Source organism: Verrucomicrobiia bacterium (genome assembly GCA_036405135.1).
Classification (GTDB): Bacteria; Verrucomicrobiota; Verrucomicrobiia; order Limisphaerales; family JAEYXS01; genus JAEYXS01.
Genome location: DASWYF010000040.1, coordinates 134,082 through 151,268 on the forward strand (window position 1 = coordinate 134,082; position 17,187 = coordinate 151,268).

Consider the following 17,187-nt stretch of genomic DNA (forward strand, 5'->3'; position numbering starts at 1 on the left):
CAATTAAGTTATTCGTATGCAGAATTATATTTGGGCCGACCGGTTTAAGCAGGTCTATGACGCGGGCGTGTTGCGCTACAACAACGGCACGCAGGATGCCAAGAGCCTTTTCAGCAAGGAAGAGGTGGAGTTTCTGGCGTCCATCGGCTGCACTGCGCAGGAGTTGTTCGATTTTGTGGAAGATTTCTGCCGGTGGAATGAACCCGTTTATTCCGATGTGCTGCTGGTGACGGCTGTGCGGCGTGAATATTTTCTGACGGTTCAGAAAGGGAAGCATAGCAACCACGTCATCGATTCGGACAAGCTACCGGCCAAGTCGGCGGCCATCGGACGTATCACATGGTTACCGCGCATCATCGAGAAGGCGAAAGCGAAGTTGCGTGGGGAGATGCCGCCGGAGTTGATGTATGGGTGTGGCGGGGATCGGCCGTTCTTAAGGAGTGTGAATATCAGTCTGGCGGATTTTCTCCGCTACACTTGGGAAGTAAATGGCGACGAACAAAAAATCCTCGCCTACGTGAACGAACAAAAAGCGAAAGTATAGCAGGAAGGCCGAGCACCCCTCACCCCAGCCCTCTCCCCTCCAAGGGGCGAGGGAGATGGGAGCGGTAGGTTTCGACGATGGCAAGTCGAGGTTATTACGTGGCCTTGACGAAAAGAGTCAGGGCTCAAGAGACTTTCGCCCTACCGGGATATCGGTTCACCCTCTGAGGCCTACGATATCCATGCGCTTGGCGGTTTCGCGGTAGGCTTCTTCGACCCATTCGACGATGCGTTTTGGGTCAGGAGAGTATTCTAGTTCGATGGAGACGACGCCGTTGGGGATCGCGAGTTCTTTGATGGCTTGGAGGTAGGGTTCGAATTTCACGACACCGCGGCCGGGCGGGAGATCGCCGTGGACTTTGCCGTCGCAATCACTGAGGTGGACGTGGATGGCTTTGTTTTTGAGTTTGAGGACGTCGCTCGGGCAGGTGTCGGATAAGACGAGGTGGCTGATGTCGATGTTCGCTTTCACGCGCGGGTGATTCACTTCATCGACGAAGCGGACCATCTCAGGGATATTGTTCAGGAGGCTGAGGCGGAAGGGTTCAAGTTCCAAGGCGATATCGATCTTTTTTTTCGCGGCGTAATCGCCGAGCTCGCGGCAGGTATCAACGGCGTATTGCCACTGGGCGGCAGCAGGGATGACTTCGCGTTGCCAGATGTATTCACCGAGGACGAGGAGGATGTTTTTCGCGCCCCAGGTTTTGGCGAGGTCGATGAACTTTTTGGTGCGCTCGACGTGATAGGCGCGGACGGGATCGTTGAAATCGATGAGGCCCACGGAGACGACGGGTAAAGAGATGATGGGCAGCTCGAGTTTTTCGCAGGTGTTCGCCACGAGGCTCACTTCTTTTTTCGAGATGCCGACGGCTTCCGTGAAGATGTCCACGCAATCAAAGCCGATGCGGGAGATGTGCTTGAGGCCGGTGGCGGTATCGACGCCTGCTTGCTGAAATGCGCTGTTGATGATGCCGAGCTTCATAGGAATGGGCGCGAAACTAAACCGTTCCCGAGTGAATGAAAACATTGATTTGAGCGAGAAGGAGAAATCCCGAATCCAAAGTTCCAAGCTCCAGAGAAAATTTAAACATCAAGGAGTTTTCGCGCACAGGCCCAAATTCGAGAACCTGTGGGTGCTCTCACCCCTCACCCCTGCCCTCTCCCCGTTGAGGGGAGAGGGAGAACATTTGTCGCTGCTGGCTGAAGTTGGAAGTCACAGGCGGGCGAAACTTTAAATGCATTGTGTGGATGCAGCTAAATCTCGCACTTCCGCGCATAGTTGACATAGGGAAACACTACTGACACCTTCGCGGGCGTGTTCGTAAATCTGCCGAAAGTTAGCAAGCGTCCGGTATGCGTAAAGGCATGCTGGCCGGTTGCCATTTGGGCAGCCAAGCGTCCGGTGACGCCACGGCAGGATTCGCGAATGTAGCATTATAAACTTTCCGAAACCCGCCGTGATATTCGCGGCGGGTTTTCTTTTTCCGCTGCGATGCTACACCGGGTCACTCGGGAGGCATAAACATGAGCACCAATACTAACGCCTCCGCTCCGTCTCGCAGCCTGTTGATCGCGGCCTTCATCGCGCTCTACACAGTCTGGGGTTCCACGTATCTCGCCATTCGCGTGGCGGTGGAATCGTTGCCGCCGTTTCTGATGGCGGGGGCGCGCTTTGTGATCGCGGGCGCCCTGCTCTATCTGTTCATGCGCCTGCGGGGTGATGCGCGGCCTACGTTGCAGCATTGGAAGAATTCTTTTATCTCCGGAACGCTTTTGCTGCTGGGTGGTAACGGATTGGTGGTGTGGGCGGAGCAATATGTCACCAGTGGATTGGCGGCGCTCATCATCGCGATTGTGCCGTTGTGGATCGCGTTGTTGGATTGGGCGCGACCGCAGGGGGAACGTCCGAGCGGGAAGAATATTCTCGGCATCGCGATCGGGTTTGCGGGCGTCATCCTCTTGGTGATGGGTCAGGGTAAAGATGTGCATGGGGCGGGCGTCCATGTGGGCGGGATCATCGCGCTCGTCTTTGCGTGCATCCTCTGGGCATGGGGCTCGCTCTTCATGAAACACAACGCGCGGCCGACGTCACCATTGCTCGGCGTGGGCATGCAGATGTTGTGCGGGGGCGCGACGCAATTGCTCGTGGGCCTGATGCGCGGGGAGATGGCGCAGACGGATTTCAGCGCGTTCACGAACCGTTCGCTGATCGCGTTTGTGTATCTGGTGGTGGTGGGTTCCTGGATCGGTTTCAGCGCTTACATCTGGCTGTTGCAAGTGTGCAATCCTTCGCTGGTGGCGACGTATGCGTATGTGAATCCGATCGTGGCAGTGTTCCTCGGATGGTGGTTGCTGGATGAGCATTTGAATGGGCAGACCATCATGGCGGCAGCGGTCATTGTGGTGGGCGTGTGCGTGATCACGTTGCCGAAGAATTTCGGGGAGATGGTGAACCGCGGAATACGCAGACTACGCGGAAACTGGGGATGAGGTTTTGTATCAGAGAGAATGTGTGGAGTCTTTTTTGGGAATACGGAGATAATGAGCTATCTCCTTGGTTCGCCCTGTGCGTTCCATCAATTCATACCAGATCGTCTCACGAATGGTGTCCAGTTCTTTGCCAAGCTGGTTGTTCCAGAAGCGCATAACTTTGATGCCTTGGCTGGCCAGATATTCGTCGCGAACAACGTCTTTCATCTGCTGGCCGGGAAAACCGTGACTACTGCCATCCAGTTCCACAGCGAGACGGGCATCTGGGCAATAGAAATCCAAGAAGTAGTTACCGCATGCATATTGCCTGCGAAATTTGAATTCATTGAACCGGCGGTCTCGCGATAGACGCCAAAGTTGTTTTTCGGCATCGGTTGGTTTTTTTACGAAGTCGGCGGGCGAGGTTTTTGGCTTTGGTGGTGCGGGTGCGATATTTCTCTTGGGTTGTGTAAGGCAGTTTTGTTTTGGGGTGGGTCGAGGGGCACCCTCATCCTCAATCCTTCTCCCGTTAGGGAGAAGGAGGTTTTTAGCTGCGTTGCTATCGAACTCTCCCTTGAGTGATTTGTTCTGCTCGGTTGGCATTGGGCTGAAAAGATTTTTGAACTTGGTTTCGTTGAAAATTCAGCCCGCTAGAATCACTCTGAGCTGTCTTTGAGTTCTTTGAGGAGGATGGCGGTGACTTTTTCGCAGTCTATTTTTGTTTTGTTGAAGAAATCGACCAGGCTGACAGCGTCTGAGCGCAGGATGGCCAGTAAAAGATGCTCTGCGCCGGTGAAGGAAAACCCCGCTTTTTTCGCCTCTTGATGGGCTGCTTCCAGCATGGCATGGGCGTTCAGGGTATAGGGAATTGGCGCGGTGCTTTCGGGTGAGACCTTATCCTGATAGATCGCTGTAATCTCATTTCTCACCAGCTCCAGAGTTAGCCCTTGGCGATGCATTACTTGCACGGCTACCCCACTACCCAACGTCATAAGACCGGCCAGCACTTGCAGAGTTCCCACGGTGGAGAGTGCCACGGTTCTGGATTCAGTCTGAGCTGCTTGTAAGGCTTTGAGCACGCGCGGAGAGAACTCATTTCCGTGCGCGTTTATAGGTTCGTTGGTGAAGGTACGATCCCACATATCCTCTGCAGGACCGGCAGAGAAGTTCGGGTCCAGTTCCCGCAAGATGGCTTCCCGCACTTGTTTGATGTCCAACTCGGTAGAGCAGATGATTTTTGCGGCAGGTCCTCCGGCTTGCAGCAGTCCCAAGAAAACGTGTTCCGTGCCGAAATACGTGTGATAGAGGGCCTTTTGCTCTTGGTGCCCGACGGCAAAAACAGTTTTCAAACGGGGGCCTTCAGGAAGGACTGTCGCATCTGGCTGGCGTGGAATCTCGTCCAGAGCCGCGATTATCTTTTTCTCGATCTCACCCCAATCTCCGCCGAGATGCTGCATCACGTTCACGGCCACGCCCTGCCCCAACTGGCACAATCCGAAGAGCAGATGGAGATCGTCAATAGCTTGCCCCCTGCGCTGTGCTTCGGCACGCGCCAGAGAGAGGACCTGACGGGCCCGAGGTGTAAAATCTATGTCATCTGGAAAAGACCCGGATTTAGGCTGGGTGAACAGATTCAAAATACGACGCACCCATCCCGGAGATTCGGATTCATTCGGCCCAGAAGCGAAACCAGTCGGAATCTGCTCCAACAGTCTGTTGGAGATGTTTTCGGGCTTAACCCCGATTTCATCAAACCATTTCGTCACCTGCCCTTTCGTTTTCAGGATCCCCAACAGGAGATGTTCTGTGCCGACGAAATCATGACGCAAGCTGGCCGCCTCTGCTGAGGCCAGGTCGAGGATCTGCTGGGCTATGGGGGCATAAGAGATTTCCTTGCGATTATCAGCGGGATTTAGATCAGAGGCGAAAATCAATTTAAGTCCATCAGGATCAATCGAAAAATCTTTCAAGACTGCATGCGCGGCGCCATCTCCGCTCTCGAACAGGCCGAGAAACAAGTGCACATCACTGATCTCAGCATGGCCGCGGCTTTCTGCCTCATGGCGGGCTGAGGCCAAAACCGTTTTCGCGCGAGGAGTGAAGGTCATTCGCAGGTTCCTTTCCCGGTTTGGATGATTGCAACTGTGTAGAGGAAAACCGGTAGCAACAGGAAATACAAAACAGAAATTCCAACCGAATGGGTCAACGGAATGGAGGAGATTTTGACAGGATCAACAGAGGGACAGGATGGGGAAACTCACCACGGAGACACAGATTTACGCTTTTGGACCCCGACCAAAAGGTGCGGGGTAAATTTACGATTTACGAGGAAAGGCAGCTTCAAATGTTAAGTTACGTGGATTGGGATTTTTGGATGTTCTTGTCAGTGAAAAGGTTGGGGTTTCATCACAAATTTTAGCGAAAAGTGGTGGTTTTCTTGAGAGGTTTGTGACATAGATTTAGATGCTGGCAGCTCGCTGCTGGTAAAGGAGAGGCTGCAAGCCTGTTTCGGGTTCCTAGTTTTGAGTTTCGAGTTGGGAACATGAAAGGTTCAACATCCTCAAGCCAATGGTTCGTTGGAATTATTTGGCAATCCTTATGGAATCATCAGGGCCGAGGTTCGGCTTCCGAGCGGGGGGAATGAGTGAGGTGTAGTGCCTCCTCTCCCCGTGTCCTCTCCTCCAGCTAGCCGAAGTTCGGCTTCCAACTGGAGGAGAGGGGGATGGGAAGCGATGGGCTTTCGGCGGTGGTGGGGTGTGGTTATCACGGTGCCTTGACGTAAAGAGTTAGGGCGGCGGAGCACCACCGCCCTACCGGATTAGGATAGGATCTGTGGGTGGATCGGGCGCTGGATCAGGGCTCGTAAGCCGGAGGGGGAACGGGACGTCGACCGTGATTGTGTCGGGGAATCCCAAGTAGCCACTGCGGAACCGGCCGGGTGCTGACTGGCGTCAGGTGAAGTCCAAAGTTTTAACTTTGGAGTTCGGCGTCGAATCGACTTCTTTGATTAGGAGGGTTGGGCGGGATAGCTCACAGGGGTCGGATGGTTTCATTGCTCTTTGACATAGTTTCTGAAGCCGAAGGCTGAAGGAAGAAGGCAGAATGAAGAATGAGGGGCACCCTCATCCTCAATCCTTCTCCCGTGAAGGAGAAGGAAGAAGGGGCGGCGTGCTTCCTCAGAATGCTCCGCCTTTTTCTCAAGCTTTTGGCGTGGAGTGGCTGGCGAGGGTTTGGTTCGGGAGGAAAAGGCCGGATGCTAGAGTACCGCAGGACAGGATGCATCGACGGAGTCGCGCTGAACGGATCGGATGGAAGCTGCTTCAGGGGAATGTAGAATTAAGAAGGTTGAATGAAGAAAACAGGGAAGTGGGGAAACATCGAACATCCAACATCGAACATCCAACATCGAACATCCAACATCGAACTCCGAACATCGAGAGGGGGAAGGTTAGGAGCTGGCGCTGGTGTAGCGGCTGACGGAGAAGCGCCAGAAGGCGACGGAGGCGAGCCAGCAGAGAAGTGCCATCACGAGCATGAGGGTAAGTTGGCCGGGTGAGCCGAGTTTCTGGATAAGGACGCGCACGGGGACGTTCACGACGAGCATCATGGGCAGGACGAAGGTGAAGAAGGTCTTGAAGAGGCCTTTGAAGGCTTCGTCCGGCTGACGGGAGATGTTGAAGAGGTTGTAGTAACCCCAGACGATGCCTTGCGCGCGGACGGTCCAGAAGCTGACGCTGGTGAGCAGAAACATGAGTGAGTAATGGATGATAAGGCCCACGATGCTGAGCAGGAGGAAGCCAATGATGTGGGCGGCTTCGGGCATGATACCAAGCTTCCGGCAGGCGTAGATCATCACGGCGATGCCTGTCGCCGCGCTGATGAAGCCACCAAGGTCCACTTGCTTAAACGAGATGAGGAAGCGGGTGTTCACGGGCAAAAGCATCATGAAGTCCAGCTTTCCGGTGCGGATGAGTTCGGAGACGTTCGCCAAGTTCACGAGAAAGAAGGCGGTGAAGAGTTGCTGGATGAAATGGCTCGCACCGAAGAGCATGACGACTTCCCACTTGCTCCAGGTGCCGATGTGCTCGGTGTGCATGTAGAGCACGCCGACGAAGATGAGTTGCAGGGCGAACCACAAGAGTTCGACGATGAGCCAGAGGATGAAGTTCGACTTGAAGCCCATCTCGCGCACGACGGAGTTACGCCAGAGCATGACGTAAATTCCCCAGTAACGTTTGATGGTTTCAGTCATCTTAATGCATCAGCCGCCGACGGCGGAGTAGTGTTTGATGCCGCGCGCCCAAACGGCGCGGGCGAGCATATAAGCCATCACGACCCAGAAGGCTTGCATGGCAAGACCGGCCCAGAGTTCGGAGCCGTTCATCTTCCCGAGATAAACATTCACGGGGAAGAACATGAGGTATGGGAACGGGGTGAAGAACATGAGCTTCGTGATCAAGGGCGGCAGGATGTCGAGCGGATAGAGCTGGCCGCTGGCGGCGTATTCCACAGCGAAGGCGATGAAGATGAAGGTGGAAACTTCCAGCACCCAAAAAGCGAGCAACGCCAACGTGTAGGAAATCAAGAACTGCAACAGCGCGGTGAGCACCAGTGAGATCATGAACACTCCGAAGTGTGTGCCACTGGCGGGGCCGACGAAAAAGTCTCGCTGGAAAAAGATGAAGATGGACACAGGTATGATAGCCACCAAGGTGTAAATGAGCCGACCGGAAGCGAACAGGACGAGGCGGTAGCTGAGATAATCGATGGGCTTCAGCAGGAATTGGCTGATGTTGCCGTCCTTGATATCGGCGGCAATCTGCCAGTCGTCCTCGGTGACGGCGGTGAAGGTGTTCACCAAAGTCACAATGAGGTAGTAAGAAATCATCTCGGCCAAGGAGTAGCCCGCGACATCATCACCGGACGTCTTCCCCTCATAGACGGCGCGCCAGATGAAGATGGTGGCCATCAACGGCACGAGTCCGAAGGCGGCGCGAAAAAAGAAGTTCACGCGGTAAACGAGCGTGTTCTGCAAACCGACATTCGCGACGTGGAGATACTTCTTCACAGTATGACGGGCACTGCTGTAATGGTTTAATGCAGGTTAGTAAATGATGAAGCTGAGGAATGACGAATGACCAAATCCCAATGACGAAGGAATGAGCAATGTCCAAACCCGAATGATACATAATCGCGGAGCAATGTAAGTGAGAGTTCCCGGGTCATTCGGGCTTCGACATTCGTCATTTCGAAGATTCCCCCTTGCCCATCGGCGCGGGTTTTGCGATGAAGGCCGTTCATGTTGGATGTTTCGCAATTAAAACCGGGTTCGCGCCATGTCGTGACGGTGCAGGATGTCGCTTTCGGCGGCGAGGGTGTCGCGCGGCTGGATGAGTTCGTGATCTTCGTGCCGTTCGTCCTCACGGGCGAAGAAGTGGAAGTGGAGTTGACGGAGGTGAAGAAGAAATTCGGACGCGCGAATCTGGTGCGAGTCATCAAGCCATCGCCCGAGCGCGTGAAGCCGGAATGCCAATACTACATGGACTGCGGCGGGTGCCAGTATCAGCACATCAGTTACGCAGCGCAGCTTGAGATCAAGCACAAGCAGATATCCGATCTCTTGCAGCGGTTGGGCAATATCGCTCCAGAACGCGTCACGCCAGTCATCCCCTGCCCTGAGCCGTATGGTTACCGGAATCGCATCATGATCCGCAGCCAGTGGAACGGGCGGTTGAAGAAATTGCACATCGGTTACGTGGCGCAGGACAGCCGGTTCGTGGTGGATGTGGAGGAGTGCAAGATCGCGGAGAAAGTCTTGAGCGATCAGATTCCGGCGGTGCGAGCGAATCCGCCGCCGAAGGGTGGATTGAAGGTCGTGCTGCGCATCCCGCCGGAAGGTTGGGAAGTGCCGGAGAATTCGTTCTTTCAGAACAATTTCTTCCTACTGCCGAAGCTAATCGAAGCAGTGCGCGATCGCATCAAGGATGCGGGCACGAGTCATTTGGTGGATGCGTATTGCGGCGTGGGCTTCTTCGGCATCGAACTGGCGAAGTATGTGGAGAGTTTCGCGGGTGTGGAACTCGATATCCCGGCGATCAAGGCGGCGCGCAAGAATCTGGCGAATCGCGGATTGACGAATGGCGAGTTCATCGCGGGTCAAACAGAGGTGGAATTGCCGAAGCTGATGGCGAAGTTCGACGCAGCCAAGACCACAGTGATCATTGATCCGCCGCGCAAGGGTTGTCATCCAGGTGCGATCACGTGCTTGAGGGAAAATCGTCCGGCACAAATCCTCTACGTCTCTTGCCATCCGGCCACATTGGCACGAGATTTGAACTTATTGTGCGCGGACGGGGTCTATGAAGTGGTGCAAGTAGTGCCGCTGGACATGTTCCCGCAGACGCAACATGTGGAATGCGTGGCGGATTTGCGCCTGTGCAAATCTGTAGAAGTGTAAGGGAATTGTAACGTTGCTGGCGGTCCAATGGGCTTGTCAGCAAGCTGATGTTCGCGTCAACTGAGGCCACAGAAATCTTATGACCGTGACGGAAAAACCGCCCCTGCGATTTTCGCTAAAGATTCTTCCGTGGCTGATCGCGCTGGCAGCACTCGGTGTGTATCTTGCCACCGCGAGCGGCTGGGTGACGTCGAAAAGCCTGCCCATCACCAGCAAACTTCTTGGCTGGGACTGGTGGTCTATACAAGCCCTGCCTCCCTTGCTGTATCTTGTCACGCTACCGATTGCATGGCTGCCCGCAGGCAGCGCCCCTGCGGTGATGAACGCGTTGACGGCCATACTGGCCGCGTTGACTCTGAGCACGCTAACCAGGACAGTGGCCTTGCTGCCGCAAGATCGCACCCGGGAACAACGTCAAAAAGAGCGCACCACAAACGGTCTGTTAAGCATTCCGACAAACTGGATCCCCCCGCTCTTTGCCGCTCTAACCTTGGGTTTGCAGATGAGCTTTTGGGAGCACGCCACAGCCTTGACGGGTGAAATGCTGAACCTGCTGCTGTTCGGTCACATCATCCGCTGCCTGCTGGAGTACCGTCAGGAAAAGAAAACAACTTGGCTCTACCAGTTCGTATTTTTCTACGGTCTGGCGACGACGAACAACTGGGCGATGATCGGTTTTTTCCCCTTCTTCCTGATCACACTCATCTGGTTTCAGGGCAAATCGTTCTTCAAGCTCAGGTTACTGGCCAAGTTTGCCGGCTTCGGTTTGCTTGGCCTTTCGCTCTACCTGCTCATGCCGCTAGTGGAAAGTTTGAGAGGAAACGGCGATTTTGTGACGCTGCTGCACGAACAACTCGGCCAGCAAAAACTCGCTCTCCGCACCATCCCCCCCTGGCTTCCGCTGATCCTTTCCCTCGTCGTGTTCCTGCCTTTGATTTCCATCGGCATCCGGTGGCCATCGAACATGGGTGAAGCCAACCCCATCGCCTCATTTCTCACGTTACTGATGTTCTACCTCGTCCACGCGATGTTTTTAGGATTCAGCATATGGGTGATGTTTGACCCGGTTTACAGCCCGCGGGGAATGGCGATGGGCGTAGGAATCCCTCAGCTCACTTTTCTGACCTTCAATTACTTGATCGCCCTGAACATCGGCTACTACAGCGGCTATTTCCTGCTCATTTTCCGCCAAGGGGACCAACGCGGCTGGAAACGGCAATCATCCTTGAATTCCGCTTTGGGCTGGCTGATCACCATACTGATGTGGACAGGTCCCTTTGTCACTGCGGGAGCGTTAGCCTATCGTAATTTTCCGACCATCCGGGGAAACAACACCCAAGCGTTAAAAGAATACGCACAACGCATGGCCGCACAACTGCCCGAAACTAGCGCCATACTGCTCAGCAGCGATCCCCAGTTGATCCTCCTGCTGGAAGCCCACTTTGCATCGGAAGGGAAAAATCCCCATCTGATGCTGGACACACGGTTTCTCCCCGAATCCAGATATCAGGAAACCCTCTCCCGTCATTATCCGGGACGCTGGAGCAACCTGATCAAAGAGAAAAACTTGCCCGATCCTCTGCCCTCGCCTTTAGTTGGAGAAGTCATCAAATTCCACTCACAAAGCAACCGCCTCTGTTATCTTCATCCTGTGAGCGGACCGCACCTGCTGGAATCGTTCCATCTGCGGCCCAAAGGTCTGATTTACGAACTTGTCCCTTATCAGCCAGACCAGATACTGGCGCCTGTCCTGACAGAATCAGAAAAAAAGCTGAACGAGGCATTCTGGCAGGAACAGCGGGACTATCTGAACCGGCTGCAACCCTACACCCACCACCCCTATAGTGATGCAGCCATGGTAGCCCGCCACCTCTCCCGATGCCTTGATACCTGGGGTGTATATCTGCACAACTCCGGCAAGGTCAATGAGGGGGCAAAAGCCTTTGATGACGCCTTGATGCTGAACCCTCAGAACACCATTGCCGCCATAAACCGCTCGGGCAAAATAGAATCAGATGATTGGGGGCGGGGGCAAACTTGGAGCACCCTCATGAGGGAGTATGGTCTGGTCTGTGCACCTCAATTGCAATACGAGCTGGGCCGCACCCTGGTCTCCTTTGGTCTGCTCAGGCAAGCTGCGGAGCAAATCGCGTACGCAGTGAAAGCAAAACCCGGGCAAACGGAGTATTTACTCGCTTATACGGAAGTCTTATTGCGCGGACAGGCCCCCAAACAGGCGCTCGCCTTGTTGGCTTCGGCGCAACGTTCACCTGACTTCCCCAAACTTTCCCTGCCCATCCGGATGGAATTCATTCATCAAGAATCGCGAGCCAACGCAGCAATGGGGAATTATGCACAGGCAGAGCAGGCATTGCTCGCTGCACAAAAAGAATATCCGAAAGAAAAACTTCCTCTCGTCGGCCTCTTCAATCTCTATCTCGCCCAGAAAGATTATCCCAAGGCCATCGCCATCACCCAACAGCAGCTCACCCTCAACACGAACAATGCGGAAACCCTGATGAACCTGGGCGCACTATACCTTCAGACGGGTGAAGACGCAAAAGCCATCGCACCCTTGGAACAGGCGGTAAAACTGCGCCCGGAGCATCCTGTCATACTGATGAACCATGCGAATGCAAAATTGCGGATGAATGACCTGGCGGCTGCCGAAAAAGGCTTTCTCAAAGTAGCAGTGCTGCAAACCAACAATCCTGCGCCCCTGTTCTATCTGGGTGAAATTGCCGCTCGAAAGGACAAAAAAGATGAGGCCATCCGCCATTATGAAACATTCCTGGCCAAAGTGCCTGCCAACTCTGCGGATGCCCAGCAAGCCAGACAACGGCTGCAGCAATTGAAAGGCAACTGACCGCTTTGCGTTGGACGCCTCCCCCGCACATCGCTACCTTGCCGCGCAAACTAACTCCGGCCAATGATAATACGCCGGAACCGTGAATGCGGGTCACGCACATCATCACACGATTGATCGTTGGCGGCGCACAGGAGAACACCGTCTCCAGTGTGTTGGGCCTGCGCTCGCGTCATGGATTGGACTGCGATCTCGTCAGCGGTCCCACAGCAGGGCCGGAAGGCTCACTGGAACGTCTCTTCGTCAATTTTCCCGGAGTGCTCTCGCACAATGAACATTTGGTGCGCCCGGTATCCCCCTTGCAGGATTGGAAAGCACTGACGACACTCACTGAATATCTCAAACAACGAAAACCGGACGTAGTCCACACCCACAGCGGTAAAGCAGGCGTGCTGGGACGATTAGCCGCAAAACGAGCCGGTGTGCCGGTCATCATCCACACCATCCACGGGCCATCCTTTGGTAAATTTCAAGGGGCACTCGCCAATTTTGTTTTTACTAATGCAGAGCGTTATGCAGCAAGGGTCACGGATCATTTCATAGTCGTGGCGAATGCGATGACTGAGCAATACCTTGCCGCAGGCATTGGACTGCCGGAGCAATACACCCGCGTTTTCAGCGGCTTCGATCTGCAGCCTTATCTGACGGCTAAAAACGACCAAGCCCTGCGCCAAAAACTTGGCATCGCTCCAGGTGATTTCGTCATCGGAAAAATCGCACGCTTGTTCGAACTGAAGGGCCATGATGATTTGCTGACCGTTGCCCCCAAGATTGTCAGTGCCTGTCCCCAGGTGAAGTTCCTCCTCGTGGGCGATGGCGTGCTGCGCCCCTCACTTGAGGAACAGATCAAGCGCATGGGCTTAGAGAAGCAATTCGTCTTCACCGGATTAGTTCCCCCGAAAGAAGTAGCACGTTATGTCGGCATCATGGATGCACTGGCTCACCTATCTCTGCGTGAGGGATTGCCCCGCGCCCTGCCCCAAGCCTTGGCCGCAGGCAAACCCGTGGTCGCATATGACTGCGATGGAGCCAAGGAAGTTTGCCTGCCTGAGCAGACTGGTTTCCTCATCCAGCCGAAAGATTTTCCGCGCCTAGAACACGCGCTCGTTTCGCTGGCGAAAGACGCGGCCTTGTGCCGGCGACTCGGCTTACACGGGCAGGCGTTGGTTCGCAATTGGTTCCCCGTCGAAAGGATGGTGGATGATTTGTTTCACTTGTATCAAAAGCTGCTAAAGACTGGAGGCGGGCCTAAGGGCTGATTGTGGAATTTCCGCTGAACATCTATCTGCTTTCGCTGATCACAGCCGCACTCGTCAGCGCGATCAGCTTGCCGCTCTGGCGCACATGGTGTCGCCGCACGAATCATGTCGATGATCCCGGCCATCGGAAGATTCACACTGAACCGGTTGCCTTGGCGGGTGGATTGGCCGTCGCCACGGGTTTGTTCGTGCCGATTCTTTTCGGGTGTCTGCTGCTCTTTGGCGGCAGCTGGGCGAACTCTTTGGCCTCAACCCTGGGACTGAATCTGGATGCGTTGGAGGCGATGCGTTACGGCATCGAGAAACGCGCCTTGCAGCTCGGCACCATTCTGTTGGGCGCATTCGGCATGCTGACTCTGGGCTGGTGGGATGACCGATATGAGATGAAAGCCGCGCCCAAGTTCATCGGGCAATTGCTTATTGCATCGCTCGTTGCCGCAGTTGGTGTGCGCGTGACTCTGTTCGTCCCGATCCCGCTTTTCGGATTCATCATCACGGTGCTTTGGATACTTACGCTCATCAACGCACTGAATTTCATGGATAACATGAACGGCCTGTGCGGTGGCCTTGGGTTGAATGGCGCTTGGTTTCTGGGGATGAGCGCAGCGATTCACGGGCAATATCTCGTAGCAGCTCTTGCCGCATTGAGTGTGGGCGCATTGCTCGGATTTCTCCCCTACAACTTTCCGAAAGCCAGTGTGTTCCTCGGAGATGCAGGCAGTCACTTGGTCGGCTATCTGCTGGCCGTGCTGGCAATTCTACCTTCCTTCCACACGCCAGAGCATCCGAACACTCTGGCGGTACTGGTGCCTTTAGTCATCCTCGCTGTCCCCTTGGGCGATCTCCTCTGCGTGGTCATCATCCGCTACCGCTTGGGCAAACCGTTCTGGATTGGGGATAACAATCACCTATCTCACCGGTTAGTCAGGCGCGGATTGAGCAAGCCCACGGCCGTGCTGGTGATCTGGTTGTTGGCTGGACTGGCGGGGATATTGGGGTTGCTGATGCTAGGATAAATCCCCACTACGCAAGCAGTTGCCAATCGTCTCCTCCTCCTCCATGCTCCCTTTGTTCGAATGAATAAACGGTTCTATATTACTACGGCCATCGATTACGTGAACGGGCAGCCTCACTTGGGGCATGCCTATGAAAAAGTGATCTCAGATGTGATCAACCGCGCACAACACAGCTTGGGGAACGAGTCTTTCTTCCTCACCGGTCTGGATGAGCACGGGCAAAAGGTCCAGCAAGCCGCGATGGCGGAGGGCAAAGGCCCGCAAACTTACACTGATGAACTGGCCACCAGCTGGCAGTCCTTCGTCCGCAAGCTGGAGCTGTCCAACAACGATTTCGTCCGCACGTCTTCGCCGCAACATAAAAAAGTGGTGCAGGCGATCCTGAGCAAGCTGCATGCGGAAGGGCATTTTTATAAGCAGACTTATTCCGGCTTCTATTCCGCACGGCAGGAAACATTCCTGACCGAAAAAGACCGTCTGCCCGACGGCACGTTTGACGCGATTTACGGCGAGGTCACGAAGCTGGAAGAGGACAACTGGTATTTCAAGATGCAGTCGCATCAGCAATGGCTGATCGAGTACATCGAAGCCAATCCCTCATTCATCGAACCAAGCTATCGCCGCAATGAAGTACTAGGCTTCCTCAAGAACAACACGCTGGAAGATTTGTGCATCACGCGTCCGGCAGCGCGCTTGAGCTGGGGCATCCCCCTGCCCTTCGCGCCGGATTTCGTGACATATGTCTGGTTCGATGCCTTGGTGAACTACATCAGCATCCCCGCCGCCCACGGTGATCCCGTGGTCTGCCAGGCACTCGGATCGAAGCCGGAAGAGTTCTCTCAAGGCAGCGAACATCTCTCACTCTGGCCCGCTAACATTCACGTCATCGGCAAGGACATCCTGAAATTCCACGCGGTCTATTGGCCCATCATGTTGAAGGCGATGGGCCTGCCGATGCCGAAGCAGATCCTCGTGCATGGCTGGTGGCAAAAGAACGGCGAGAAGATCGCCAAGTCCACCGGCAACATCGTCGATCCCGTCGCCGTCATTGATGACTGGGGGCTGGATGCGTTCCGCTATTATGTGGTGCGCGAACTGGCGATTGGCCCGGATGGCAACTGGACGGATGAAGGTTTCAGCCAGCGTTATCATGCGGATTTGGCCAAGAACATCGGCAACCTGCTGAACCGTTCGGTGTCCATGCTCAAGAACTATAACAGCGGTTTGGTTCCGGCTATCTCACGAGAACTGGCCGCGGAAGCCGAAGCAGCGATGACGAAGTTCAAAGCGCAATTGCAGGCGAATGAATTGCAGGACGCGCTCGAGACGATGCTGGCCTATTCCACCCGCTGCAATGTTTACATCGAGCAGACGGCCCCGTTCAAATTGAAAGATGCCGCTCAAAAGGAACGGCGCGATGAGATCATGTATAATCTCATTGAGAGTTGCCGCATCATCGCCGTGCTGCTCTGGCCGTTCATCCCGAACTCCGCCGGACGAATCTATCAGCAGCTCGGGCTTACCGGTCAGCCGGACAAACTGGCGGACGCCGTCTGGGGCAAGCTGCCGCAAGGTCATCAATGCGGTGATCCCGTCGCTCTCTTCCCGCGCCGGGACCAGCCGAAGAAATGAGCTTCGGCGGGTTGATTCATGTCTTGAAAAAAGAGCGTAAAAGGTTCTAACATCGCCACCATGAAAGGCCGCAACCTTCTCCCCAAAACAGCAGCCGCACTTGTCCTCGGCACCGGGCTGCTGCTCACGACCGGATTCGATGCTTCTGCGCAAGGCCAGTTGCCGCCCGTGGACCAGCTGCTGAACGCCGCCAAAAAAGAACCCCTCGCCCAATACCAGTTGGGCCTGTGCTATGAGCTGGGTATCGGCGTGCCAGCGGATGCAAAGGAAGCAGTGAAATGGTACACACGCGCCGCCAAGACGAATCCGGACGCGATGCATCAAATGGGTTTTCTGGAGGCCCTCGGTGTGGGAACGGCAAAGCCGGACGACAAGGAAGCTCTGAAATGGTATCTCAAAGCCGCCGAGGCTGGTCATCTACAGAGCATATACAAGGTGGCCCTGTACTATGAAAAGGGTATGGGTTTGAAGGCCCCCGACCTGGCCGAATCTTTCAACTGGTATAAGAAAGCCGCCGACCAAAATGTTCTGGAAGCACAATTGCAAGTCGGCAGGATGCTGCAAAATGGCATCGGCACGACCCAGGACTACGCCGAAGCAGTCCGGTGGTTCCGCAAAGCGGCTGATGCTGGCTACGCACCCGCACAGTATGCCTTGGGAAGCTCCTACTCCCTCGGCCAAGGTGTGCCCCGTGATTTTGTGGAATCCTACAAATGGCTCGTCATCGCCGCCAACACGGGCAGTGATGACGCAGCCAAGCGTCGAGATTCCATGGTGGGCCTCTATAAAATGACCCCCGATCAAGTGGCTGAAGGCCTGAAACGGGCAAGTACCTATAAGAAGTAAGATTTAAACTGTTGCAGACCAAGCCTTGGCTTCTCGGCCAAGGCTTTTCTTTATCTGCACTTACGGATTTCAGGAAAAGAAAAAGGCGGCCGAAGCCGC

At 54.8% G+C, this 17,187-nt stretch carries 13 protein-coding genes; 8 read left to right on the forward strand and 5 right to left on the reverse strand.

Annotated elements, in window-relative coordinates:
* Nucleotides 1-16: 16 nt before the first annotated feature.
* A complete protein-coding gene (locus VGH19_19845; GenBank protein HEY1173628.1) occupies nucleotides 17-544 on the forward strand; it encodes a DUF5069 domain-containing protein in 528 nt (175 codons plus the stop codon).
* Nucleotides 545-700: 156 nt separating this feature from the next.
* Here VGH19_19845 and VGH19_19850 read toward each other — a convergent pair whose 3' ends face one another.
* On the reverse strand, nucleotides 701-1,525 hold the full coding sequence (locus tag VGH19_19850; protein ID HEY1173629.1) for a sugar phosphate isomerase/epimerase: 825 nt from the start codon (nucleotides 1,523-1,525) through the stop codon (nucleotides 701-703).
* A 542-nt stretch (nucleotides 1,526-2,067) separates the two neighbouring features.
* Between VGH19_19850 and yedA the strand changes: the two genes are divergently transcribed.
* Nucleotides 2,068-3,033 carry a drug/metabolite exporter YedA gene (gene yedA / locus VGH19_19855; protein ID HEY1173630.1) on the forward strand — a complete coding sequence of 322 codons (966 nt, stop codon included), beginning with the start codon at nucleotides 2,068-2,070 and terminating at the stop codon, nucleotides 3,031-3,033.
* Nucleotides 3,034-3,042: 9 nt separating this feature from the next.
* Here the strand turns inward: yedA and VGH19_19860 are convergent, their stop codons facing one another.
* The 4 genes from VGH19_19860 to VGH19_19875 all read right to left on the reverse strand — a co-directional run bounded on the left by VGH19_19860 (nucleotide 3,043) and on the right by VGH19_19875 (nucleotide 8,080).
* Entirely contained in the window at nucleotides 3,043-3,615 is a 573-nt protein-coding gene (locus VGH19_19860; GenBank protein ID HEY1173631.1) for a DUF559 domain-containing protein, read from the reverse strand.
* 53 nt (nucleotides 3,616-3,668) lie between these two features.
* The gene (locus tag VGH19_19865; GenBank protein ID HEY1173632.1) at nucleotides 3,669-5,120 is read right to left on the reverse strand and encodes a Clp protease N-terminal domain-containing protein; all 1,452 of its coding nucleotides are present in this window, start codon (nucleotides 5,118-5,120) and stop codon (nucleotides 3,669-3,671) included.
* Between the two features lie 1,340 nt (nucleotides 5,121-6,460).
* Nucleotides 6,461-7,264: an ABC-2 family transporter protein gene (locus VGH19_19870; GenBank protein ID HEY1173633.1), complete on the reverse strand. Its 804-nt coding sequence runs from the start codon at nucleotides 7,262-7,264 to the stop codon at nucleotides 6,461-6,463.
* A gap of 9 nt (nucleotides 7,265-7,273) precedes the next feature.
* Nucleotides 7,274-8,080 (reverse strand): ABC-2 family transporter protein, encoded by an 807-nt coding sequence (locus VGH19_19875; GenBank protein ID HEY1173634.1) that lies wholly within the window; start codon nucleotides 8,078-8,080, stop codon nucleotides 7,274-7,276.
* 231 nt (nucleotides 8,081-8,311) lie between these two features.
* Between VGH19_19875 and VGH19_19880 the strand changes: the two genes are divergently transcribed.
* The 6 genes from VGH19_19880 (at nucleotide 8,312) to VGH19_19905 (ending at nucleotide 17,088) form a co-directional block, all read left to right on the forward strand.
* Nucleotides 8,312-9,469 (forward strand): class I SAM-dependent RNA methyltransferase, encoded by a 1,158-nt coding sequence (locus VGH19_19880; GenBank protein HEY1173635.1) that lies wholly within the window; start codon nucleotides 8,312-8,314, stop codon nucleotides 9,467-9,469.
* A 79-nt stretch (nucleotides 9,470-9,548) separates the two neighbouring features.
* Nucleotides 9,549-12,335, forward strand: a complete 2,787-nt coding sequence (locus VGH19_19885) for a tetratricopeptide repeat protein (protein ID HEY1173636.1) — start codon at nucleotides 9,549-9,551, stop codon at nucleotides 12,333-12,335.
* A gap of 86 nt (nucleotides 12,336-12,421) precedes the next feature.
* Complete coding sequence (locus VGH19_19890; GenBank protein ID HEY1173637.1) at nucleotides 12,422-13,594, forward strand: glycosyltransferase family 4 protein; 1,173 nt, start codon at nucleotides 12,422-12,424, stop codon at nucleotides 13,592-13,594.
* Between the two features lie 2 nt (nucleotides 13,595-13,596).
* Nucleotides 13,597-14,610 (forward strand): MraY family glycosyltransferase, encoded by a 1,014-nt coding sequence (locus VGH19_19895; GenBank protein ID HEY1173638.1) that lies wholly within the window; start codon nucleotides 13,597-13,599, stop codon nucleotides 14,608-14,610.
* 60 nt (nucleotides 14,611-14,670) lie between these two features.
* Complete coding sequence (locus VGH19_19900) at nucleotides 14,671-16,242, forward strand: class I tRNA ligase family protein (protein HEY1173639.1); 1,572 nt, start codon at nucleotides 14,671-14,673, stop codon at nucleotides 16,240-16,242.
* Nucleotides 16,243-16,302: 60 nt separating this feature from the next.
* Nucleotides 16,303-17,088: a tetratricopeptide repeat protein gene (locus VGH19_19905; GenBank protein HEY1173640.1), complete on the forward strand. Its 786-nt coding sequence runs from the start codon at nucleotides 16,303-16,305 to the stop codon at nucleotides 17,086-17,088.
* Nucleotides 17,089-17,187: the final 99 nt, after the last annotated feature.